This window comes from Lysinibacillus sp. G4S2 (assembly GCF_030348505.1).
Lineage (GTDB): Bacteria > Bacillota > Bacilli > Bacillales_A > Planococcaceae > Lysinibacillus.
This window is the reverse complement of sequence record NZ_JAUCFJ010000002.1, coordinates 3,117,894-3,142,072: the sequence shown is the minus strand read 5'-3', so window position 1 is coordinate 3,142,072 and position 24,179 is coordinate 3,117,894. Positions and strand designations below refer to the sequence as shown.

General features: G+C 35.0%; 21 protein-coding genes. 12 read left to right on the top strand and 9 right to left on the bottom strand.

What is annotated here, in order from left to right; genetic code table 11:
- Nucleotides 1-118: 118 nt before the first annotated feature.
- From rsiV to QUF91_RS16175, 3 genes are all read right to left on the bottom strand, one after another.
- The gene (gene rsiV / locus QUF91_RS16185) at nucleotides 119-1,006 is read right to left on the bottom strand and encodes an anti-sigma-V factor RsiV (RefSeq protein ID WP_289418531.1); all 888 of its coding nucleotides are present in this window, start codon (nucleotides 1,004-1,006) and stop codon (nucleotides 119-121) included.
- Nucleotides 999-1,517, bottom strand: coding sequence for an RNA polymerase sigma factor SigV (locus tag QUF91_RS16180; RefSeq protein WP_289418530.1), 519 nt, complete (start codon nucleotides 1,515-1,517; stop codon nucleotides 999-1,001). Before QUF91_RS16180 ends, rsiV begins: the two co-directional genes overlap by 8 nt.
- Before the next feature lie 238 nt (nucleotides 1,518-1,755).
- Nucleotides 1,756-2,523 carry a TSUP family transporter gene (locus QUF91_RS16175; RefSeq protein ID WP_285394974.1) on the bottom strand — a complete coding sequence of 256 codons (768 nt, stop codon included), beginning with the start codon at nucleotides 2,521-2,523 and terminating at the stop codon, nucleotides 1,756-1,758.
- Nucleotides 2,524-2,751: 228 nt separating this feature from the next.
- Here QUF91_RS16175 and QUF91_RS16170 point away from each other — a divergent pair, with 228 nt between their 5' ends.
- The 4 genes from QUF91_RS16170 to QUF91_RS16155 all read left to right on the top strand — a co-directional run bounded on the left by QUF91_RS16170 (nucleotide 2,752) and on the right by QUF91_RS16155 (nucleotide 6,462).
- Nucleotides 2,752-3,177, top strand: coding sequence for a hypothetical protein (locus QUF91_RS16170; protein WP_285394975.1), 426 nt, complete (start codon nucleotides 2,752-2,754; stop codon nucleotides 3,175-3,177).
- Nucleotides 3,178-3,251: 74 nt separating this feature from the next.
- Complete coding sequence (locus QUF91_RS16165) at nucleotides 3,252-4,244, top strand: LLM class flavin-dependent oxidoreductase (protein WP_289418529.1); 993 nt, start codon at nucleotides 3,252-3,254, stop codon at nucleotides 4,242-4,244.
- A 345-nt stretch (nucleotides 4,245-4,589) separates the two neighbouring features.
- The gene (locus QUF91_RS16160) at nucleotides 4,590-5,609 is read left to right on the top strand and encodes an Rpn family recombination-promoting nuclease/putative transposase (protein WP_289418527.1); all 1,020 of its coding nucleotides are present in this window, start codon (nucleotides 4,590-4,592) and stop codon (nucleotides 5,607-5,609) included.
- A 241-nt stretch (nucleotides 5,610-5,850) separates the two neighbouring features.
- Complete coding sequence (locus QUF91_RS16155) at nucleotides 5,851-6,462, top strand: PD-(D/E)XK nuclease family transposase (RefSeq protein WP_289418526.1); 612 nt, start codon at nucleotides 5,851-5,853, stop codon at nucleotides 6,460-6,462.
- A gap of 156 nt (nucleotides 6,463-6,618) precedes the next feature.
- Here QUF91_RS16155 and yfkAB read toward each other — a convergent pair whose 3' ends face one another.
- Nucleotides 6,619-7,731, bottom strand: coding sequence for a radical SAM/CxCxxxxC motif protein YfkAB (gene yfkAB / locus QUF91_RS16150; RefSeq protein WP_285396656.1), 1,113 nt, complete (start codon nucleotides 7,729-7,731; stop codon nucleotides 6,619-6,621).
- Nucleotides 7,732-7,989: 258 nt separating this feature from the next.
- Here yfkAB and QUF91_RS16145 point away from each other — a divergent pair, with 258 nt between their 5' ends.
- From QUF91_RS16145 to QUF91_RS16135, 3 genes are all read left to right on the top strand, one after another.
- Entirely contained in the window at nucleotides 7,990-8,694 is a 705-nt protein-coding gene (locus tag QUF91_RS16145; protein ID WP_285396657.1) for a YjjG family noncanonical pyrimidine nucleotidase, read from the top strand.
- Between the two features lie 159 nt (nucleotides 8,695-8,853).
- On the top strand, nucleotides 8,854-9,768 hold the full coding sequence (locus QUF91_RS16140; protein WP_285396658.1) for an S-layer homology domain-containing protein: 915 nt from the start codon (nucleotides 8,854-8,856) through the stop codon (nucleotides 9,766-9,768).
- Between the two features lie 208 nt (nucleotides 9,769-9,976).
- Entirely contained in the window at nucleotides 9,977-10,603 is a 627-nt protein-coding gene (locus QUF91_RS16135) for a 50S ribosomal protein L25/general stress protein Ctc (RefSeq protein ID WP_289418525.1), read from the top strand.
- Nucleotides 10,604-10,849: 246 nt separating this feature from the next.
- Here QUF91_RS16135 and QUF91_RS16130 read toward each other — a convergent pair whose 3' ends face one another.
- A complete protein-coding gene (locus tag QUF91_RS16130; protein WP_289418524.1) occupies nucleotides 10,850-11,974 on the bottom strand; it encodes an IS4 family transposase in 1,125 nt (374 codons plus the stop codon).
- 204 nt (nucleotides 11,975-12,178) lie between these two features.
- Here QUF91_RS16130 and QUF91_RS16125 point away from each other — a divergent pair, with 204 nt between their 5' ends.
- The 4 genes from QUF91_RS16125 to QUF91_RS16110 are packed head-to-tail and all read left to right on the top strand — an operon-like array spanning nucleotide 12,179 to nucleotide 18,645.
- Entirely contained in the window at nucleotides 12,179-13,417 is a 1,239-nt protein-coding gene (locus QUF91_RS16125; RefSeq protein ID WP_289418523.1) for a DUF2399 domain-containing protein, read from the top strand.
- Nucleotides 13,396-14,820 carry a hypothetical protein gene (locus QUF91_RS16120; protein WP_353957852.1) on the top strand — a complete coding sequence of 475 codons (1,425 nt, stop codon included), beginning with the start codon at nucleotides 13,396-13,398 and terminating at the stop codon, nucleotides 14,818-14,820. The genes QUF91_RS16125 and QUF91_RS16120 overlap by 22 nt, the downstream gene beginning before the upstream one ends.
- Nucleotides 14,762-15,442 (top strand): hypothetical protein, encoded by a 681-nt coding sequence (locus tag QUF91_RS16115; RefSeq protein WP_289418522.1) that lies wholly within the window; start codon nucleotides 14,762-14,764, stop codon nucleotides 15,440-15,442. Before QUF91_RS16120 ends, QUF91_RS16115 begins: the two co-directional genes overlap by 59 nt.
- Nucleotides 15,439-18,645: an AAA family ATPase gene (locus QUF91_RS16110; protein WP_289418521.1), complete on the top strand. Its 3,207-nt coding sequence runs from the start codon at nucleotides 15,439-15,441 to the stop codon at nucleotides 18,643-18,645. Before QUF91_RS16115 ends, QUF91_RS16110 begins: the two co-directional genes overlap by 4 nt.
- A gap of 513 nt (nucleotides 18,646-19,158) precedes the next feature.
- Here QUF91_RS16110 and QUF91_RS16105 read toward each other — a convergent pair.
- Nucleotides 19,159-19,785 (bottom strand): YczE/YyaS/YitT family protein, encoded by a 627-nt coding sequence (locus QUF91_RS16105; protein WP_285396663.1) that lies wholly within the window; start codon nucleotides 19,783-19,785, stop codon nucleotides 19,159-19,161.
- A gap of 161 nt (nucleotides 19,786-19,946) precedes the next feature.
- Here QUF91_RS16105 and QUF91_RS16100 point away from each other — a divergent pair, with 161 nt between their 5' ends.
- Nucleotides 19,947-20,369 (top strand): pyridoxamine 5'-phosphate oxidase family protein, encoded by a 423-nt coding sequence (locus QUF91_RS16100; protein ID WP_289418520.1) that lies wholly within the window; start codon nucleotides 19,947-19,949, stop codon nucleotides 20,367-20,369.
- A gap of 394 nt (nucleotides 20,370-20,763) precedes the next feature.
- Here the strand turns inward: QUF91_RS16100 and QUF91_RS16095 are convergent, their stop codons facing one another.
- The 3 genes from QUF91_RS16095 to QUF91_RS16085 all read right to left on the bottom strand — a co-directional run bounded on the left by QUF91_RS16095 (nucleotide 20,764) and on the right by QUF91_RS16085 (nucleotide 24,100).
- Entirely contained in the window at nucleotides 20,764-21,894 is a 1,131-nt protein-coding gene (locus QUF91_RS16095; protein ID WP_289418519.1) for a CamS family sex pheromone protein, read from the bottom strand.
- Nucleotides 21,895-22,644: 750 nt separating this feature from the next.
- Entirely contained in the window at nucleotides 22,645-23,109 is a 465-nt protein-coding gene (locus tag QUF91_RS16090) for a DUF4429 domain-containing protein (protein WP_285396667.1), read from the bottom strand.
- 433 nt (nucleotides 23,110-23,542) lie between these two features.
- Nucleotides 23,543-24,100: a flavodoxin family protein gene (locus tag QUF91_RS16085; protein ID WP_289418516.1), complete on the bottom strand. Its 558-nt coding sequence runs from the start codon at nucleotides 24,098-24,100 to the stop codon at nucleotides 23,543-23,545.
- Between the last annotated feature and the right edge of the window lie 79 nt (nucleotides 24,101-24,179).

Genomic DNA, 24,179 nt, shown 5'->3' with positions numbered 1-24,179 from the left:
ATGGCAGTCTCCTCTTAAAAGGCGAATTTAAAGAGTGATTGATACATAAAAAAGCAAGGTATTTGACAATTTATCGTCAAATACCTCGTGTTTTGGTACTATATTTTTAGCAAAATGATTAATGAATATATTTAGAACTTACAAGATCATTTTTTAGGACGTCAGTTGGGATTTCGAATTCCAATAGGCCCATTGCTCCTGGTGCTACTTCGTATTTATCGAAAGAAATAACAAGCTTGCCTTTATCGGAAATGTAGAACTGCTGGTCAGCTTTAATAGCTTTAAAGTCGTCAAAAAGTTCTTCGTCAGGAATGCCTCCTCCTTTTACCCAGAACACTTTATCCGGGTCGGATGCAACTTGTTCACGCATTTGTTCCTTAATGTTTTCACTGATAGATTTAATATAATTATCATCTTTAAATAGCATCGGCAATGTAATTAATATTTCTTCTTTTTTATCAATTGTATCGTATTGCATAGTTGTAGAAGACGATCCAACTGTATTGACGGTATAACGGCCAATCGATAAGATCTGGTCATTATCTGTTTTGATTTCATAACCGCTATCTATCCCTACATGTCCACCTCCTTGTCCCTTTACATATTGAACGTCTGAAACAAAAGCATCATATAGAGCCTTACCTTCTGAACGGTATTTTTCATTTAAAGTATTTGCAAGATCTTTATTTTCTAAGTTTTCAATAGCAGGTACTTTAATGTCAGCATCATAAGTTTCTTCTTTTACTTCATATTCAGTCCATGTTAATACTTTTACGATGCTACCAACTACAGGAATTTCTGAAAGTGTTCGTGCCATTGCGGGACTGACATTTAAACTAACTGTAAAAAGCATTGCAGCTGCTGCAGATCCAAGTAACCATTGTGGTGCTCGGTTTTTTCTCTTCTTTTTGCCTTGCTTAAGTGCTTTTTCAACGACAAAATCAAGTTCTTTTGGAATAGGTATTTCATTATATTGTTTTTCTAATTGTTGTAATTTTTCATCCATGTGCTGTTTCTCCCTTCACATCTTGCATTTGGATTTTTAAGAGTTTTAACGCTTTATAAAGGCGAGACTTTGCTGTACTTAGCTTAATGTTAAGGATATTAGCTACATCAGCGAGCTTTAAATCTTCAAAATAGTGTAAAATGACAACTTCACGATACATTTGAGGTAACTCCTCTAACGCATGCTCTAAATCAACGTTTTCGTAGACATCCTCTTGTGCAGGTGTTAAATATTGCAATGTATCATCGTCTGTCACCTGTAAGCGTTTATGCTTACGTAAAAAATCAATAGCTGTACGTACGACGATTTTATAAAACCAGCTTTTCATATACTCGACATTTTCTAGTCGATCAAGTGAAAGCATTGCTTTTTGAATACTATCTTGTACAACATCAAGTGCGTCCTGTTCATTTTTCGTATAGTTATACGCGAGCAAATAAAAACGTTCTTTCTGTTCGCGAATAAACTGGACAAATATTTCTTCATGTTGAAATGCATTTCGTTTTTTCATGTCCAAAGAAGCTCCTTTTTAACATTTTCAATTTGTATACAACTACTAGACGTGCCAAAGGGGAGAAAAAGTTGATAACAATAAAAAACTTACCTCAAGTATTAGATAAGTTGTATCCCGCAAAAACGGGCAGTAAAACTCCCGCCCGTATCATTCCAATTGGTGAAGACGAATAATCAGTGAGGGATGAAGAACCCTCCACTGATTCAAGTTTCACTGTATAGATAGAACGAATTAATTATGAAAAATAATCATATGTATTTTTCAAGAGTAATAGAATTGTCACTACGATAAATAATTTGCGTACATACCCGCTACCACGTTTAATGGCAAATTTAGAACCAACAATTGCTCCAGCAATTTGTGCAAGTCCCATCGGTAAACCATAGGCATAATTTATTTGCCCTAAGTATATAAACATAAGAAGGGCGGCGATATTACTTGCGAAATTTAAAAATTTGGCATTGCCTGCTGATTTTAAAAAGTCAAAGCCAACTATTAAAAAAGTAAACAGTAGAAATGAGCCTGCCCCTGGACCTAAAAAGCCATCATAGAACCCAATTAAGGTAATGGTCGCCACAAAAATTGCGTAACGTTTAGGTGTCAATTTTTTATGAGTAGAAATGCTACCCCAGTCTTTTTTGAAAATAGTGTAAATAGCTACGGCGGCTAGCATGACAAGCATTAGTGGTTTTAGAACGCTAGGATCCATCAGATGGACAATCCATGCACCAATCATTGAACCTATAAAAGCAAACGGGAACAATTTATAAACGGATTTAATATCCAATTTTCCAGAGCGATAAAAAGTCAAAGTGCTTGTTAGTGACCCCATTGTACCCGCTAATTTATTGGTAGCCACGGCCGTAGATGGTGGTAGACCAACAAACATGAGTGCTGGTAATGAAATAAGCCCGCCGCCACCTACAACAGAATCGATAAATGCGGCTAGAAAACCAAAAAAGATAAGAATGAGAAAAATGTTTACATCTAAATCGAAAGGCACAGTAGGTCATCTCTTTTCTATAATAATAATTTGATATTAGCGAAATGAAAAATGGCTGTAAATAGCTTTAATAGTATTTCTCTATAAATTTTTTAGATAGTGTAGTATTAAAAACTCTTTTCAATCTCTTTGGTTTCTACAAAAAACAAAAATATTCTATTTCAAGTGATGTTTTTAATGTATTATGTATGAAAAGGTGTTTTTTACGTGAAGGGGACGTGATGACATTTGAGTTTAGGAAATCATATAAGAGTATTTATTTGTGTTGTGTTTATGGGGTTGCTTGTCGGGTATGTTTATAATGCTAAAAAAGATATAACAGATCATGAGTATATCGATATAGTAAAAGAAGGATATTTGGAAAATTTTTCAGATGTATCTGTTCGAAATGCATTTAATTATGCATTTTTTGAACCATATTGGCGATATTATAAGGCTAAAACAGGCGAGCATGTTGTCGAATTATCAGGTGATATTGCATTTCATGGTGAAAAGGGGCATGCAATTTTACAGTTTGTAGTAGATGAACAAACTCAGCAATTTACTGTTTATGCAACGAAATTTAATGATGTAGTATTGAGTGCGGAACAAAATCGATTGCTTATTGGCATGGTTTATGAAACATGGCATTTGAAGCAGCTTGCCTATGAGTAAGGTCTTTTGCTTTGTAAAAAAGCCTTACTATATTAGAGTGAAGAGGAGGTCATAGAGATAAAGGGGTGTGTTTGATGAGATTAAGTATTTTAGATCAAATGCCTGTACTAAAAGGTCATACTGCTGAGGAATCTTTTCAGCGGACAGAACAAATAGCGCTATTAGGTGAAGAACTTGGCTATCATCGTATGTGGCTGGCAGAGCATCATAATAGTCATTCGCTGGCAAGTTCATCCCCTGAGGTTACAGCAGCTTTTTTAGCAGCGAAAACAAAGCGTCTTCGCATTGGTACCGGTGGCGTGATGATGATGCATTATTCACCATACAAGCTGGCAGAGGTTTTTAAAACATTAAGTGGCTTAGCACCGAACCGTATAGATTTTGGTGTTGGCAGAGCCCCTGGTGGCGACCATGCCTCTATTTATGCATTAGCAGAAGGTAGAAGAGAACGATTTACAGAGCAATATGATAAGCTTGAAATCATTTTAAAACTGATGAATAACCAAAAAACCGGTGAGCACGTCTATGATCAAGTGATAGCGGCACCAGTAAATATTCAATTACCCGAGGCTTGGTTGCTTGGATCCAGTGGTCAAAGTGCTATGCAGGCGGGACGATTAGGTGTGGGTTACTCATATGCGCAGTTTTTCACTGGAAATATGTCAAAGGATATATTTGATACGTATCGAACTTACTTTACTCCTTCCTATTATATGGAAAGATCGGAAATTATCGTTACTTACGCGGCGACAGTTGCAGATACATTAGAGGAAGCGGAATATTTGGCTAGGCCTATTGATATTACTCGTCTTCAGCTTATGAAGGGACAAATCATTCAAGTGATGTCACCGGAAGAAGCACAGGATTATCCACTTACGGAGTTGGATAAAATGACAATTGCCGAAAATCGTAAAGCCAATCTTGTCGGAACTCCTAAGGAAATCGCTGCATTTTTAGTAGCAGAGCAAGAGCAGTATGGATTTGATGAAGTGATGCTAAACTGCAATCAATATGCACTAAAAAGTCGCATGAATTCCTATAAGCTACTTGCAAAGGAATTATTATAATGTAGTTACAAATGTAGGTATATATATTAAACCTTACATTTCAAAATATAGAATCATAAGTTTGGCGGCAGTAATAGATAAGGATACTACAATCCGTTCCTTTGGTAGTAGCAGAAATATAAGGAGTGTTATGGAAAATAACGAAAAAAGAGCTATGTTTACAGTAAAACGAACATGGCTCCTTTTTTGTATGAAACTATATTTTCTTCTTCGATGGCTCTGAGATTAATAGTTCTTTACACATAATAAGGTTTTGTGAGTAACATAATTTGTTTTTGATGTTTTATAGAGGTTTAATAGTAAGCCCATGCTATAATGATAGTAATAAAAAAGGGGTGATACCTGATGAATCGAAAAGCAATACGAAGAATTCCGTTAGAAAAGTTTTTTGATTTGAAGGTTGATTTTGCTTTCAAGCAATTGTTCGGTAGTGAGAAGAATAAGAAAATTACAATTGTCTTTTTGAATGCGGTTTTAAAGCTTACTGGACGAAATACTATTAAAGAAGTAACATTTATTCCGCATGAATTGGGCGGTGAATATCAGGACGATAAACAATCCCGACTAGATATTCTTGTGAAAACACAAAATGGTGACTTCATCAATGTGGAAATTCAACTATCTAATCAGCATGATATGACAAAGAGAACGCTATATTATTGGGCAAAAATGTATGAGTCGCAACTAGTTAGAGGGATGGGCTATAGTGAGTTACGCCCAACAATCACAATCAATATTTGCAATTTCACAATGTTTAAAGACAACAAAAATTATCACAATACTTTTCATCTATATGAAGACACAACATTATCAAGACTAATGCCAGAAGAAGATGTGATGGAAATTCACTTTATAGAGATAAACAAGTTTATTTCGCTTTGGTATGAAGGAAAGTTGAATGCTCTTGAGGACCTATTAATTCGATGGTTGTTATTACTTGGTATGGTCGATGGTCGTAATAAGAAAGTATATGCAGAGATATATCGTGAATTGGAGGAGTTAGCGATGGAGGATGAAAACTTACGCGCAGCATTTGATACATGGGAAGAAATTAGTCAATCCCCTGAAACAATTCTTGCTTATCAATCTCGCTTAAAGTATATCCTAGATGAAGAAGCCCGTTATATTGATGGAATAAACAAGGGAAGAGAGCAAGGGAAAGCAGAGGGAATGAAAGAAGGACTAGAGCAAGGACTAGAACAAGGATTAGAGCAAGGACTAGAACAAGGGCGTAAACAAGAGCAAATAGAATTAGTGAAAAAATTGTTGAAACGACATGAAACGGTTGAAGAAATAATGGATTTATTAGGCTTATCGAGAGAAGAAATTGAGAGAATAAAAAGTCTAAATTTACCTCTAGAATAAGCATTTAAAACCATTAAAAGAAAATTAGTAAGTATAAATATGGTGAAAGTAAATTTCTTATCTATCGTTTTTTTCATAAAATTGATGCTACCTGATGCTCGGACGTTAGGTAGTTTTTTATGTTAAGAAATGGACGAGATTAGATGTAGCCATCGCCAATACTATTTTTATGTATGATTATTATAAAAGGTTTACACCGCTTAAAACATATAGCATAGATGGAAAAGGTTTTTATTTTACGATGTTTAAAGATAAAAAAGCATATCATAGTACTTATTATCTACATGAAGACACAACATTATCAAGACTAACGCCAGAAGAAGATGTGATGGAAATTCACTTTATAGAGATAAACAAGTTTATTTCGCTTTGGTGTGAAGAAAAGTTGAATGCTCTCGATGATATATTAATTCGATGGTTGTTATTACTTGGTATGGTCGATGGTCGTAATAAGAAAGTATATGCAGAGATATATCGTGAATTGGAGGAGTTAGCGATGGAGGATGAAAACTTACGTGCAGCATTTGATACATGGGAAGAAATCAGTCAATCCCCTGAAACAATTCTTGCTTATCAATCTCGTTTAAAGTATATCCTAGATGAAGAAGCTCGCTACATTGATGGAATCAATAAGGGAAGGGAACAAGGAAAAACAGAGGGAATAAAAGAAGGACTAGAGCAAGGAATAGAGCAAGGAATAGAGCAAGGGCGTAAACAAGAGCAAATAGAGATAGTGAAAAAATTGCTGAAACGTCATCAAACGGTTGAAGAAATAATGGATTTATTAGGCTTATCGAGAGAAGAAATTGAAAAAATAAAAAGTTTAGATTTACCTCAAGATAAACACATATAAAATATGGATAAATCTTGTATTTATTCACTTTTTTATAAAATTTGAAGCTACATGATGCTTTTTAATTTTCAATGCAACCGAAATAATTATTTAACAATAATATAGTATGAAAAATGTCCAATGCATATAGATTATTGCATTGGACATTTTTCATTTTTACACAGTAGCAGAGCCACTAACAAACTGTGCATCTTTATAATACATATTTTTAACAAGAACGTTTGGACCTAAGCATTTTACAGCTGGACAATGACAGTTTAGTGATTTTGCTAAATCTGTTGCCATCCATTTATCAAAAATGGCAGGTAGTTCATCGTTCACGATATTTCCAAGTGCTGGTGTATCGCCAAAGTCTGTCACAATGACATCACCTGTAAAGATATTGATATTCAAGCGAGATCGCCCATCTGGATCATTACGCATCGTAACGTTTTTTGCTTCTCTTAATCGTTTTAAAAGCTTTTGATCTTCTGCATTCAAGCTACATGGATAGAAAGGAAGCGTGCCAAACAGCATCCAAGTGTTTTCATCTCGAACATCAAGTAGATGATGAATAGCTTCACGAGTTTCCTCAAGTGATAAAGACGTAAGGGAACTTGCGAAGTCTGAAGGGTACATCGGATGCACTTCATGGCGTGCACATTTCATTTCGTTAATGATTTGGTTATGGATATGTTCTAAGTATGGTAAAGTTTTTTTGTTTAACATCGTTTCTGCCGATACCATTACACCGTGTTCTGCTAGCATTTTTGAGTTATCAATCATGCGTTGGAATAAAGCAGCACGCTGCTCATACGTTGGCTTTCGCTCCATCATCGCAAAGCCAGTTTCCACAAATTCATCAACCGTGCCCCAATTATGTGAAATGTGTAGCACATCTAAATACGGTGCAATCAGTAAATAACGTTCCGGCTCTATAGTTAGGTTAGAGTTGATTTGTGTTCGCACGCCTCGTTCATGTGCATATTTCAATAAAGGCAATACATAGTTTTGAACGGATTTCTTAGACATCATCGGTTCTCCACCAGTAATTGAGATCGTTTTAAGGTGTGGAATTTCATCCAAACGCTTCGTTAACAAGTCGATTGGTAATGCTTCAGGGTCTTTAGTTTGCAATGTATAACCCACTGCGCAGTGTGCACAGCGCATATTACAAAGATTTGTCGTTGTGAATTCAATATTAGATAAGGTCATATGCCCATGTTGTTCAACATCTAAGTACGCTTCCCATGGATCAAAGACAGGCGTAATTTTTTGTAGGGTCGTCATAATTCGTACATCTTCCTTTCTAGCATTCTATTGTCTCATATTCGCTAAAAATTTCAAATACGAAATTGTCGAAAGGGCTATTTTTAGGTAAGATGATCATATTTTTTACGCAATTAAGGAATATTTTTAACGACTTTCTTCGAAAAGACATTTCTTAAAAAAGAGGTGGATGGGTACATTTACTGTTATTTTTTAAAAAAAGAGTTATGATAGAAGTAACAAGATGGTAACAATGCACCAAAGAAAGTAGGAAATGACATGACTAAATATGAAACATTATTATTTGACGTGGATGACACATTATTAGATTTTGACTTAGCTGAAAACGCAGCACTTGATCGTTTATTTAAGCAGGAAAATATTGCAGCAACCCCAGCGATGATTGCTCGTTATAAAGAGATTAATGAATCGATGTGGCGTGCTTTTGAACGTGGAGAGGTGTCTAAAAATACACTACATAACACTAGATTTTCTATTGCTTTAAAGGAATTCGGCATAGATGTAGATGGGGAGTACTTTGAAGCAATCTTTCAAAAATATTTGAAAGAGGCCCATCATTATGTAGACGGTGCTTACGAAGTAATCGAACAGCTTGCAGATAACTATAATTTATATGTTGTTTCAAATGGGAAAACAATTACCCAAAATAAACGACTAGAGGATGCAAATTTAGCACAATTTTTCAAAGGCATTTTTATCTCGGAACAAACAGGCTATCAAAAACCAATGCCAGCTTTCTTCGATTATGTTTTTGAACGTATCGATGATATAAATAAAGATAAAACTCTAATTATTGGGGATTCTTTAACTTCAGATGTTAAAGGCGGATTACAGGCCGGAATAGATACATGCTGGTTTAATATACGTAGTATTGAAAATACAAGCGATATTCAACCGCATTTTGAAATTAAAAAGCTTCATGAGTTACATGTATTATTAGATAATAAAATAACAATTCTGTAGGTGCATGTTTGAGCTGCACTTTCATTTGTTCGTAAGTCTGAACAATTGAAAGTGTAGTTTTTTGTAGAACTAAAGTGTTCGAGTATGTGCAAATAATACTATATTTTTACATAGCGAAATCTAGTATGATAGTTTTAGATGAAAAGAAGGAGGAGCAATATGAAGGGGAAATTTTCAAAGGTAGTGTTAATAGGAATGTTAGGTTTATCACTCGCTACCCCCATACAAGCATATGCCTATCAAGAGCCAACGAATTATGTACATATGAAAACACCGAATATGACGGTTTACTCTGCATATGGTGCTACAATTAATGCATCTGAAAAAGGAGATATATTTAGCGTTAAAGCTAGTATTGTCGATAACCGACAGCCTCTTGAAGTGGAAATTTTTAAAAATGGTCAGGATGGAGTTTTAAAACAAGTTGCTAAAAAAGGCGTAATGGAGCCAGTTGCTTATCGAGATTTAGGGGACAGAGTAGTTGCAACGCTTCATCATAATGCAGATTTAAAATTCGTAAATCCACAGCCAAATTATTTTCGTGATACAGGTAATTCAGCATACAGTACGTATATTAGTACTTTAGCGCAGCGGGGGATTATTCAAGGAAGAACAGCTGATCATTTTGGCACTAATGATTCCTTAACACGCGCTCAGTTTAGTGCATTACTAGCACGTGCATTCAGCTTTCAGCAAGTACAAACAACACAATTCAAAGACATTGATGCCAAAAAATCTTGGTATGGTGGATATGTTGGTGCCTTACATTCTCTAGGGATTATTAAAGGGAAATCGCCAGAAATATTTGATTCAAATGGAAAAATAACACGCCAGCAGGCAATTTTAATGCTTGGTCGAACATTAGATGCTGTTGATTTTGTACAAGAAGAATATGCCGCTTTACCTTACCAAGATACTTACTATCTTCAAGGGGAAACTTTGCGTCATACGGAGACATTGTATGCAATTGGCGCTCTAGACTACAATGCAAATCTATCACCAAATCAATATATTACACGCGGAGAGTTTGCCAAAATGCTAGCGGTGTCATTGAGCGCTGCTGGAAGATTATAATAGTTTAAAATTAGCCGAGCATAAATACGTCTCGGCTTTTTATTTTCCTAAAATATGTTACTGGAGTTTCCTTTTAAATGAAGAGACAGCCGCCGAAATATTTCGGAAGCTTCGCATTTTGCTTGTAGAAATTGATAAAATGTATAAAAATCTATAGAACGGGCAAAACCTTTTATGAGACTAGTTTCCATGAAAGGGGAAAATGACGATGAGTACTGTTTTAACTGCAATGAAACGCGAAAAAGGGCGTCAATCATCATTAACTCAACTCAGACAGAATGGTGCAATTCCAGGAGTTGTTTATGGTTATCAAATGGAGCCAACAGCGATATCGCTTGATGCGAGAATATTTGCAAAAATATTAGCGGCATTCGGAAATAAAAGTGTCTTTCAATTAGATGTTGACGGTCAAAGAATAAACGCAGTATTAACAGAAGTACAACGCTGTGCACTAAAGGGCAATGTTAAGCATGTAGACTTCAAGTCCATTAATATGTCAGAGGAACTAGAGGTCGATATTCCAGTAACGGTTACCGGTCATGCCATTGGAGTTGCAGATGGTGGATTTCTCTTACAGCCTAATCGTGAAGTTCGAATAAAAGTAAATCCAACAAAAATTCCTGAAACAATAGAGGTTGATGTCACTGATGTAGCAATCGGGACATCACTGTATGTAGGAGATATTCGTCAAAAGTTTTCCTTTGAAATTTTACAGGAAGATGACTATACATTAGTGACGATCACACCACCTGCTGCTGAAAATGTTCAGGAAGATACAGTGGATGCAGTCCCTGAAGTCATCGAAGCTACTGGAAAAAATACAGAAGAAGCTTAAAAAGAAAAAAGCTACATCATCCATCAGATTCGCCTAATGGATGATGTAGTTTTTTTGATAGGTTTATCAAATTTTTTGGACTTAATTTATATAAGTAAACTCACTACCGTCGCAAAAAATTAACTGAATTTTCTGTTTTTTGTTTTTATCTTTTTAGAATAAAAACGAAGATACTTAAGCAGAGGGTAGTAAACATTCATTTTTTTACTATATCCTTTGGCGAGGGCGACAGAAGTGTGAAAACCTTTATGGAATCGCTTTTCCTTCGATTTTTCGAATCCAAATATGTGCGGGTTTCCATGGGGCGGCTTTTAACCACCGACTAATTTGTAAATACGTTCGTGTACTACTCGTATCCAGCTGAGCTATCACATTTAAGCAGTAGACAATCATGGCGATGTACACTTGGTTATGCACGGCTTGCTCGCTTTGCCCGTAAAATTTCTTGATGTTCAAGTGCTGCTTCATCCATTTGAAAAATAACTCAATTGCCCAGCGCGATTTATACAGCTCCGCAATTTCGTCAGCGCTTATATCAAAACGATTGGTAATGAGATGTAACTCATTACCTTTCGTATCCAATACTTTAATAAGACGGAACAGATTTTCAGCACGATTTTGCGTCGTGCCAATCACAATCATTTCATCGGATAACACTTTAGAATCTGTAGGTAGCTCAAATGGCTCACGCACACGTATTACCGCATTTTTACGCAGACGTGAGACAAAGAAGAATCCATCATCTGTCATACGATCGAAGCGCTCATAATCCAAGTAACCACGGTCAAAGACGTACATGCATTCTTTGTCATCGACCAGGACTTCTAGCTGGCCACGATCATGTTCTTTCGCATTTGTCAGTGCAGCTTTGTCGGGGTAAGAATAGCCGTTTTCTAAGTAAACAAGGCGTAAATGCAGCTTCACACCAGATTTTGTTTTGCGGAATTCAGCCCACCGATGATTATTTAGATTCAGTGGTAATGTGCTAGAATCAATTATTTTCAGTGGTGTCGTTGTATTTCTGCGTTGATCAAAATTTGATTTTGTATGAATTTGTTCGACTAAGTTTAGAAAAATCTGTTGAAAAAACTCAGTTGGCACTTGGTTTAACCGACGTCCTAGCTGTGAAAAGCTGATGGATGCTAAATTCGTTGCTTTTTGTAAGTCGTCTGAAAATAACGTGTCACTGATAGCACGTAGGCTTTCCGTCTCATTCAGCTGCGCAAACAGTAATAATCTTAAAAATGAAGCGATGTGAAGCTTCTTTGTATAGTAATTTAATTGATGAGTTTCAACTAATTCCTCCATTTGTGTAGAAGAAATAGGTGAAAACCATTGTTCAAATGATGTTTTTCGTGTAAACTTATCCATTGCGTATGTCCTTTATTTTGGATTTGGATGGTTTACTACCGCCCAACCATTATAAAGGATTTTTTTATGCATAGATCATATTACAGAAAATTCAGTTTTTGTAAATGCATTGAATTATTTTAATGCGACGCTAGTGAAGTAAACTAGGTATACTGCATTCAATACTCTAGTTTTGTATAATGAAGAGAGAAAGGGTCTGATAGTATGATAGAACAATTTTTGACTTCGTATTTTGTCAAAAATGGTGAACACCTTGAAGTACCTCCAAAATATATTTCAGATACAATTAAGCAGTATACGGTAGCAAAACAAACTGCACGAACTTACCGAATTGTATCGTTTTTAAAGGTTGGTCAACTAATAAAAACAGTGCCACCACAAGGGCTATTAAATTATAAATTCACAAAAAATGCAAAGCGAAAGCTAACAGAAGATTATTCTACAATTCAAAGTTGGATTAAGGAAGGGTGGATTATAGAAGAGATTGTTTTTGCACAAGATGGGCATACCGCAAAAGCAATTCATTACCGAATTGGACCAAGTTTAAAGTACTATATTGATGCGCAGAAAGAGCAGCAGACGCAAAGGTTAGAAGATTATGCATTGCAGTTGCAAAAAAGTGCTGACATACAACCTATAAAAGAACTTCAACAAGCTGTCCAACAATTAAATGATTTTGTAGCAATGCCGATCGAAAAATTAGCACATACGACAAAATTATTGTCCCATTGGTCGATTGAAAAGCGATTACGTTTTTTGCATTTTTCAATCGGCTTTTTCCAATTGGCAAATGAAGGAGTACTATTTGATTTTAAAGAAATAGGTGCTACGCTTTTTGATAAGATTGGAGGCTCAAAAGTTTTCGACCGTGAGCAAAAAGAATTTATCGAGGAGCTAGAACGAGTCTTCTCTGTACAGTCAAGCGATTGCGGATTAATTAGTTTAGGGAAAATTACACCAGTCTTTTTTTCTGGTGAGTTAACGGGGACATTTAGCCATTATCAACAAGGTGTTATCCATGCATTAACAGATGATGCCATTTTAAAGGATACATATAAAACAGATGCGAGCATTATTTGGCTTGTCGAAAATAGAGCAATCCTTACACGAATGGCAAAGGAAACGAGCTTTTTACAGCAGACTAATTCCTTTATTTTATGCTTAGATGGTCAAATAAGGTCTGCGCATAAAACGTTGATTCGTCAGCTTGTCACCACGCAAACAGTGATTGTTTGGACAGATTTTGATGTTGCAGGCTTAATAATAGCTATGCATGCAGTACAAATGATTCATACACCATATAAAATCATTGCTAGGGATAATCAGACTTTTTCTGATATCGAAGCCTATAAAAAGTGGCTACTTGGCGAACTTGAAATAGCTGAACACGAACAAGAGCAGCAATTAGGAGATATAGAACAATGGATGAAATGGATACAGTAAAGCGAGCGCCAATCTCTATTTTTAATGTTGAATCGAACACAGCTGAGCTTAAAACATCAATGCGCGATATTGCCTCATTAGCGGGAGTTTTAAACGAGCTTGGGAGCCAGCAAATTTATGAGTCACCGCTTGAAATTTTGCGGTTTCTAAATACGATTCAGCTTTTATATGAAGAATCTTTAGGCTTAACAGATGTGATTGAGGATACAGAAATGCTGTATTATCGTTATCGTAATACATATATCGATGATGCACCACCAACCATCAAGCAACTTGATCACTTAATTTACATTTTGGCGCGTAATAGCTGGCTTACTAAGCAAACGCGTCAAATAAAATTATTAGACCGTGGTAAACGGATGATGGATGCACTTATTCGTCTTGCGAACGATTCATTAGCCTATTATTTACAGGATGATATTGGGCGTTCGCTTTTCCAAGCGCGACGAGATGCGGAGCTCAGTGCAGCCTATGATGATAATGGAATCTCAGGAGGCAATAAAATTGCATCTATGATTCACAATGTTGAAGATGCCATTCAAAAACTGGAACTTCGTCAATTGGAATTTTTTGCGGATCGAAATGCTTTACCACAGCTTGAAATTATCCATCAGCTAATGCAGGAACTTGAAATAAAAATGCAAGAGCGACTTAGCCAGTTCCAAACGGTAGAAGAGAGCTTAGTGATGAGTGAATTAGTACAACGTGGGACAGCCGTTTTATCAAAGGGAACAGCTCTTAGTCTAGGAATGCTTACGAAATATATTCGTTTTGTCACGATGCAGGATACGCCTCTCTCCGATTCGATTTCACCTGAAAAGGTACGCACATTTATCGTAAATATGTACAACCCACCAATCGATTCGAATATCCCAAATGCGTATGATTTATTTAGTTTTATGGAGCAGGCACAGTATAAGGATGAGGAACTGGACGGTATTTGGTTACCTATTAAATTTGCAGCTCCAATAGGTGGACAAGATATTGATGAAACTATTCACTATTTAGAAACCTACGAGCCAAAAGTGAACGATCCAATTGAGGCTGAAGAGGAAATCGACTTTGAAGAAACAGTTGTTGAAGGTGAATCAGTTCAACAATTGTTTGATGATGCAGCTTGGCAAATGACGAAGGCGGTTATTAATACAGATGTAATCGAACATTACTTGGATGTACATGGTGAAAGTGAACTAGAAGAAGTGATGATTGAATCAAGCTCTGCTGAATGGGCAGACTCAATTCGCTCCCTTTTAGCTGTATCAGCTTTAACGAGTAAACAAAAGGTGAATATGAAAGAAGTATCAGATACAAAACAATTCGATAAACGATGGGAGTGGGTAGAAGATGACGACAGACGATTTACATTACAACGATATAAACGCACAACTCGCGACAATGAGTAATTTACGCGCCTACTTATCGACGGAGGAAGAGCTAGCATTCATGCAGCTATTATTTTCATCCTCTGCAAGTGTACTAGGAAGCAACTACGGTTTGCGTCGTAAGGATTTAGAAAAGCTACTTAACATAAAAAATGATGACAAGGCTTTCTATTCTTTTATTGAACGTGTAAATGCAGCGGTGCATCGCTACTTTCGTGTAATTTATGATGAAAAAAGAACGCGCGTGATCGTTATGATGCGAGTTTCCGCCAAGGATGCAAAGTCGACATTAAGCAAAGAGGCACTTGCCATTTTACTGTATATGTTTTATCAGCAGGAAGTACTAAACCATGAATATACACTATTACAGCAAATATTAACAGATTTCGGCCATGAACTGTTAAATGCGAGTGCTAAATTACTGAAAAATATCGACCAACTGAAAAAAATCGGTGCAGTAGAAGAAAATGAAATTTCAAAAAATGAAAAAGCTTACTCGTTAACAGCGATTGGTGTTCATATGTTTTCAGATTCATTTTTACGAAGAACTGCAGAATTTGCACAATCTACTCAGTTAAATAAAGAAGAAGTATTGAAATTTTTCAAACGTTATAATCTGTATATTCGGGAGGATGCACTATGATTCCCTATCGTCTGCAGTTTAGTGGTATACGTGACTATAAACCAACGCGCATTTTATTTGGTCAAGCTAATGATCATATCCTAATCACGGGTCCAAATGGTACAGGAAAATCAACGATATCATTTTGTATGGGAGCGGTACTATATTCGTCAAAAATCGATTTAGAGGGCTTGCGTTCAAATAATTTACCAAGCCATCAAAAATGGAGAGCGATGGTGGAGCTGACCTTTAAAAATGAAGGGCCATCACGAATTGACGCAGCACCTTTTGTGTCATTTCGATTAATGATTGAGCAGGATGCAAATCGAGGCGTATTACAGCGGGAATATCATGTCCTAACTGGAGAAACAGAGGACGAATTGACTGTCAGCGATATTTATCGTTCAGGTGATGCGAACCAACGTAATTTTACAACATATAAAGAAGATTTACAGTTTAAATATAAAATTGATTCAGATTTATTTTATTTAATTTGGTATCAGCAAGAAGTGAATCAATTTGCTGTGATGGCGCCTGAAGAGCGTTTTCGGCGATTTAGTGAAATGCATAATATAACTGAAATCCAGCAATCGTGGGAAACGGCAATTGAAGGTGTTAAAGAGCTAGAACAAGAACTTGTAGCTGCAAAGACTGTTGTTAAGCAAGCTGAATTTAATCTGAAAATAGCAAAAGAAGAATTTGATCGTTTGAAAAATAACAAGGCTCGTTTATATGAAGCAGGAAAAGCGCATATCCTTAATACCATGTCACTTATGCAATTATACAATAATCAAAAGCTAGAACTTGTAGAAAAACAAAAAAAGCAAACAGACATTCATCAAGATACAGAAGGAAAAATTGGGCAAATAAAGAAACAAATCGAAAAAGCAAAACTTTTATTACAAGACCTGAATAAAAAGCAGCTGCAAATGGATGAGGAAAAGCGATCAAAATCAACATTGCTTGAACAGTTTTCCAAGAAACGAAAGACCTTAATTTTGACTGAGCAAGAATTAAAGGTTCAACTCATTCAGACAGAAGAACAGCGTAAACAGCTTCGTTTTACAGAAGATATAACAAAAGTAAAATTCAATGATGCACAGAAAAAAATAGCTATAATTGAACAGCAATATAAACAATTACAGCAGCAATTTACAAATTTGGTTATGCAAAAGGATGAGCTGAATGAAAATCGATTAACCCTTAAATGGGAACTAGAGAAAATAGAAAAAGAGGAACAGGAAGCAATCGCACTTCTTGCGGAGCATACGAGTGCCCACCAAGTACAACAAAAAATTACACATCTTGAAGAGCAAATTCAAGATTATTATAAGAAAAAAGTTTCCTTAGAGCAGAAACTTGAAAATACAACAATTGAAATTACACAACGTGAAAACAATCAAATATATTCAGCTCGTCAATTAGCGGGCTTACAACAATTCAAGCAACGAGACATCTCGGCTTATACATTCCGAGATTTAGTTACGTTAGCTGAAGGTGCCACAATAGAGCATGAAAATCGTTTGAATTCAATTAAATACACCATTTTTTACGATGCAAAAGAGAGAATAGCGTTTAATGATTTATATCATGTATCATTACGTTCAATTGTACCAGAACGTTTGACAACTAGTTTACCAGTGCAAAAATTAGTTATTCGACAAGGATTATCGGAAAAAGAACAGAATTTTGCCGTAAAAGCATTATGGTGGGCACAGCAATTTTTTGAGATTCAAGCGCCAAAGATCCAAGGTGAATTATTAGTCGACGAGCACGGCTATCGAGGTACACAAGAAAAAAATACAGTTATTTTAAATGATAAAATGCTGACAGAGCAGTTACACACAATGCGCCAATTAAGAGCTCAGCTCGAATCACAGCTATTAGCGGCGACAACACAATTTAAAGAAGACCAAATTAATTTGCAAAAGCTAAATAGTATTATAAAGGATGTACAGAAGGCAGAAGCAAGTGTTGTAGATGCTGAATTTAAGCATCATAAGGTACAGTACAAAACAAAACTAGACGAACAATTTACAGCGCTTCAGAAACAAGAAATCCAGCTAACAACAGCACTACAAAACGAGCAAGAGAAAAAAATAGCCAACCAATTTGAATTAGAAAAGCTAAAAACCGAGTTAGACATTTATGAACAGCTTGGAGCTTTAAAGAAAGTTCAAGAACAGCTTACAGAAACGAAATTAAAGTTAATAGAATTGAATGCTATTATTGATGAGTCGAATAGCACACTTAATCAATTAAAGGATGAGAGCTACAAACTTCATGATGTTTGTAGACAGAAGGAAAGCGATATAAGGTTACTTAAGAGTGATTTAAGAGATGCAGAAAATGATGTATATGGTACGAAGAAACTACTTCTCAAATATCAAGAAGAATTTGAGGTGGCGGAGGCCTCTATTTTGCAAGAACAGCTTTGTTTGGAGGAACTGGCAACAATTATTCCAGATATTTTTGCTGAAGTGCAAGAAGTACCTCTATCATTAAATAGCACTATTCCAAAGTTAAAGAGTGATAATACCACAGCCCGTATCAACTTTGAGAATGCACGAGCAGAAAAGGTGAATCCGGAGGCAGAGCGTAATTATATTGCAGTAAAAGATGATTTTAACCTAAAAAAAGAGACAGTAGATCAAACACAGGAATACTTAGAAATTCACAGAAATCGAGCATTAGAAAATGAGAATCGTCTTGAAACGACCATCAATATGAATGTTCTTAAAATTAATAATTTATTTTCAAAATATATGGATGAATTCCAATTTGAAGGAAAAATTGAATATGAACGTTTTGAAGATAAAAAAGGTCGTACAATTTTTAAGTTGTATATTAAAGCACGAAAAATCGGACATAGTGGGCGTTTAGAAGATGTGGGCACAAAGGCCAGACATGGTAAGCTTGGAAAAGGTGTGTCAGGCGGAGAAGAGTCATTAAGCTCACTATTATTTGCACTTGCCTTGCTACAAAATTTAAATACTTCACCAAGCTTCATCGTCCTAGATGAGTTTGATAGTGCATTGGATGAGGAACGTAAAGAAAAAGTGTTTGATTTGTATGTAAACGAATTACAACGAAAGCTCATTATTTTATCTCCTAAGGCTCACGATGACCATTATTATAATAAATTTTCAACAGTTGTTGTCGTCGAGCACGATTCAGCTGTACCGATTAGTCGTACAAAAACGATTCGATTGCTCACACATTAGAGCAAAAGTAAAAAAAGGAGCCAATTTACATCTGTAAAATGGTTCCTTTTTAGCATTCACTATTGAATGAGATCCTGAATTGCTTTGCGAAAGCGAATATAAGTTATAGCATAAATAATACTTGTTGCAATAAATAGCCATGGGATAATAAAACGCATTAAGGCAAAGGGTGTTTCGAATAAAAGGCAAAAAAGAAGCTGGGACAAAATCTCATTTTTCTGCAGCGAAATTGGAGAGGGGCGCAACGGCAGCGACAGAAATCTTTAATGAGCTGCAGTTTTGAGATTTGTCGAGAACTTTTGATTGTTTATCGACCAACTTTATCGATTGATCAACCAACTTTTTTAGTTTATCAACCAACTTTTGAAAAATATCGACATCTATCTTCATGCAACATTCAATTTAACATCAAAAAACGCGAAAAATCAACGTTTCTAAATTGATTTCTCGCGCTTTTTAGGTTTTGGCCAGTTACTATCTTGTAAAAGCCCCATTGGTGATTAAACTTTCACTTTATATAACAGCGCTCTTCACGCCTGTCCATTTTGTAAATAATTTCTCGTTGTATGTTAAAGCAAATTGTACAATTGGCCCAAGCCCAAAGGCCATTAGAGCTGTTCCAACCCCAATAGGTCCGCCAAGTAAAAAACCAACTATAGCTACTGATACTTCCATCGTTGTACGAGCGCGTGTAACACTCCAGCCAAACTTATGGACCATAAGAAGCATTAATGAATCACGAGGACCAATGCCTAAATTCGCCACCATATACATACCACAGCCCCAACCAAGTAATACTAAACCACATACATAAGCTAGTAGTTGCATCCAAAAGCCATCTATATCCGGAAGTAAATAGTTGAAAATATCAATAAAAATACCTGCTAAAAACATATCTATAAATGTGCCTGGCAGTGGAAACTTCTTCGTTACTACCATATCAACAGCTAAAATGGCTAGACCAATTAAAATTGACCAAGTACCAATCGTTAACCCGAACGTTTTAGTTAGTCCAATATGCAAAACATCCCACGAACCAACACCAAAAATTTGCCCTTTAATAGTTAACGTTATACCGAAAGATAAAACCAAAATGCCTGAAAGGAAGAATAGACATCTTGTGAAAAAAGCTTGCTTCATCATTAAAACCCTCATTCTAAAAATTCGTGTGTCTAAAAAGTTATTATAACAATAGATTGAGGATATTCCTTGAAGATTGACATTTCGTATTTTTCAAAAAATGGCGGTTAGATTTGCTAAATAAGGACAAAATATAATGATAAAAGAAAGGATGGAATAATATGAGCTCTGTACGCGATGAAATATTAGAAGTATTAAATCGAGAAAAAATAGGAACGATGGCAACAGTTGAGAACGGAAAACCTTATTCGAGATACATGACGTTCCAAAATGAAGACTTTGTATTATACACCGTGACAAATAAACATTCTGAAAAAATGGAAGAGCTTCGCAAAAACCCGTATACACATATTTTATATGGATACGAAAATGGAGGCTTTGGTGATTCGTATGTTGAAATTGAAGGGAAGTTAACAGAAATTCAAGAGGAAGGATTAAAAAATAGGTTAGCTGAGTTTTTCACAAGTATTTTTGTTGGTAATCAAGATGAAATGATTACGCTAAAAATCGAGCCAATTCGTATGCGCTTGATGAATAGAAAAGGGGAACCACCTAAAGAGCTCGAATTTAAAAACGACCATTAAGATATGGTCGTTTTTTCGATAATATTAGAAACTATACATTGGGCTACATTATTTATTAACTCAAACTTCGCACAATGAAATCGGTAAATGAGCCTTGATTTAACTAGGAAGGCTGGTAATCCATTGCTGAAGTTGACTTTTGATGAGTTTTTGAATTTTGTGATCGATATGTTTCAAATTCACGAAAGACGTGATAAATTTTTTTTGGTAGTTGATTATTTTGGTCATTCTGTTCTATCATAATGGAAGCACCTCTTCTGCTTAGTAATGTTTTCTAGTCAATCTCACTATACCAAAGAATGAGGTGCTTTTTAAATACCTAAAAATAGTGTCAAGAAGGATAAATCCAAGCATCTGTTTTGGGCTGGTTTATCTCGCTGCGAAGTTTGAGAAATTATATTGGAGTTGCATAAATCTGTTTTTCTGTTGGATCCCATATGACAATCCCAACATCTTGTTTTTGATCTATAATACGAACAGTAACAGGGACATAATCAAATAAAATAGTATTTATTCTAGTGCCAACCAACTGTAAAAGAGCAATCAATTCGTTATCATTTATTAAAGGCGCATTAACGTCTATTTTTAAATCGATTAATTTCCCATCTTTATATCTAATTTTACCAATTATTTTAGGATTTAAATGTTTAAAACCTTCTTGAATATCTTCTTTAAAAATTAATAATTTTTCATAAGTATCTTTGTCTAAACTGTATAATGAATCTGAAGGGAATGTATAATTTTTTATATTTATATCAGTCCATTCATCTATTTTATACTCTCCTTCAGGAATAAATGTTTCAGCTAAAAATATTCCTGGAATTATATCATTTTTATTTGATTCTTGATACAAAGTTACATAAATAGGAACATTGGGTATTTTTTTATTATTTCTAATATCTTTTATTATTATCTCAGTTATTTCCTTACCATATTTTTCTACATCGTTAACATTATCATCGTTAGAATCTACTTTAACTTGACCAGTATAAATTAAACCTTTATCATCAGCTACTTTAATGTCATAAAATTCATTTAAGGATATGGCTAAAGACATTCCTTCTATTTCTCCATTTTCTTTGTTAATAAAATTTTGTTCTAATATATGAGATAATATCTTAGGATTATTTTTTTCATCCTCTAAAACATCTCCAGTACTCTTTTTTATAGGCGGGTTTAAACCAAAACCTTCTTTTGATTTTCGATCTAACCATTGACTAATAATCTTATTATCTAAATATTGACCTTCTTGCATATAAAACTTCTTTGTAGAAAAGTGATTTACTGATAAATTCATTAACCCTTTCTCAATTTCATTTATATTTAACGAATTGTTCATATTACTCAGTATTAATCCTCTTGAAACATTAACCTTTGCGGGTTGTTTAATTTCATATATTTCCTTTTCTTGAATTGGTGATATATACGTTTTCTCATCACTTTTAACAGCTTGATCATCACTACTACAAGAAACTAAAAATAATAGTGGTGATATAAAAAACAACATACTCTTCCGTATATCCATTTATTAGATACTCCTTACTAATTTATGTATAATTGAACCTTTAACAACATTGTGTATCAATGGTTACTATAACTTACTGTTCTCATGATTGATGTTAAAAATTCAGGGGCTATTTTTTTGCTACAGGCTCTTCTTTAGGAAAAATTTTTTTCCCAACCGCATGTAGCAAGTGAAAATGCTAAAGGGCTCTAACATAAAATAATTTTCTTATCAAATTCCTCCTCTGTATTTCCATTGTAGGGAAATAATTGTTAAAAGTACATATGAAAAAGACAGACAACCAAATTAGTTATCTGTCATTTAAAATTTTCGTCCATCCTTTAAGACGAAGTGCGCCTCATATTTCGCTTGTAATACCTTCGCAATAATCACACGTGATGCGTCATCCATTCGCAACACTGGCAATGAATGTTGGAATTGAACTTGCAGATTTACAACACCTACTAGGTCATGAAAATCCTGCTACAATGCATGTCTCGAAAAGGAAACCGCTTAAACAATTAGCTTAATGGAAACTTCTTCGCCTACTGAAACAAGAAATGCATCTCGTAATTATCAATACTAGTTTTGAAGAAATAACACAAGCGACTGAAAAGTATATTTCTACTACAATTTCAAGCGAATAAAGAGAAATTTGGATGTAGTCCAGTCAGCTATTGTGAAAGATTGGACGCATAAAAGAAAAACCAGAATGGAGAAATCCATTCTGGTTAAAGTCTAACTTATCGGGTTCATTACATTTTAAGTGACTTAGATTCCTAACAATTGCTTTTTCTTAGTGTCAAATTCGTCTTGAGTTAAGATACCTGCATCTAATAGTTCTTTCATCTTTAAAATCTCATCTGCAGCGCTAACTGATGAATTTTTAGAAGGAGTTGATTCAGTTTGACGTTTAGATTCAATCAAGTCTACCATTTCACGTGCTTGTTTCAATTCTTTTTTTACAAATGTAATTGTATTTTCATCTTTAACGGCTGCCATTGTACCGCCCTTTGTTTCACTAGAACCTGAGTAAGCAAATTGAACATATCCAGTAGTAAGTCCAGGTTCTTTGAATTGGATTGCAGTTATAGATTTAATAGGTATTGATTTCTCACCTTTTGAACCGCCCTTGTTAATAAAGTTTGAAAAACCTTTTGGTTGAATTTTTACATTATAGTCATCTACTGTTACTATAAATTTGCCATTTGATTTAAATTCAAATACTTTTGACATAGCTAAAATACCTCCTTTGAAGTTTGTTTTCTATCGAATAAACTATACCAAATAGTCCAAATTGTGTCAGTATTAAAATGAAAAAAGATAGCCAACCATTATTAGCTATCTATCTTAAAAAATTTTTGAGGAAAAATAGGGACAATGGAAACTGTTGAGAACGACAAACTATATTAGAGATATAACTTTATAATTGAGCCGCTTTCAAAGCTTGATTTAAAATAAATTTACGCAAAAATTGTTTATTGAATAGGATATATTAGTTTTCATTAAAATGGATAATTTTTCTGTTTTGAAATTTAACTGTTATTCCTACCTTAAAGTTAAAGATACATGGTTATTTGATGTGACAACATTCAAACATATTCCGATAGAGGCAGAAGTCTAACATTGAAAAACGACCTAAAAGCATAACCGCTTTCAGGTCGTTTTCTTATTTGATATTGATGCGTGCTTTTAACTGCTTATTTAATATGGATGCCTGTGCTAATGCCTGTTCATCTTGACTGATTTCACCAGGCTTGTTTGCTTCTCCAATAATATACGAGGAGAACGGCATCTTTAAGAAGTCAAAGATATATTGGAATTGTTGAATCATTGGTAGGCCCTTTATATAGGGGGCATCACCACCGACAGCAAGAACAATTGCTTCTGTTGTCTGTAATTTTTCTTTTAGCTGTGGAAAGCGCTCATCACGAATAGCGTGGCTTAGTCGATCGACCATGTTTTTCATAATTCCTGACATGCTGTACCAATAAATCGGTGTGGCAAAAATAACGATATCACTTGTTAAAAATGCATGAATAATTTGATCATAATCATCATCTACAAACTGAAAACCTTTGTCATCATGACGCAAATCATGAATGGGCTCAATCGTTAAATTTTTTAGATCTATTTTTTTATGATTCATCCCTTCTAATACAAAGTCAGCTAATTGTTCACTATTACTATCGGCTCTAGAGCTACCGATAAAAGCGGTGATTTTCATAGGAATCCTCCTCTATCTTTCAGGTTATAACTAGTGTAAACTTGTTTTTATTATCGATAAAGATGAATGTTTCGATGGG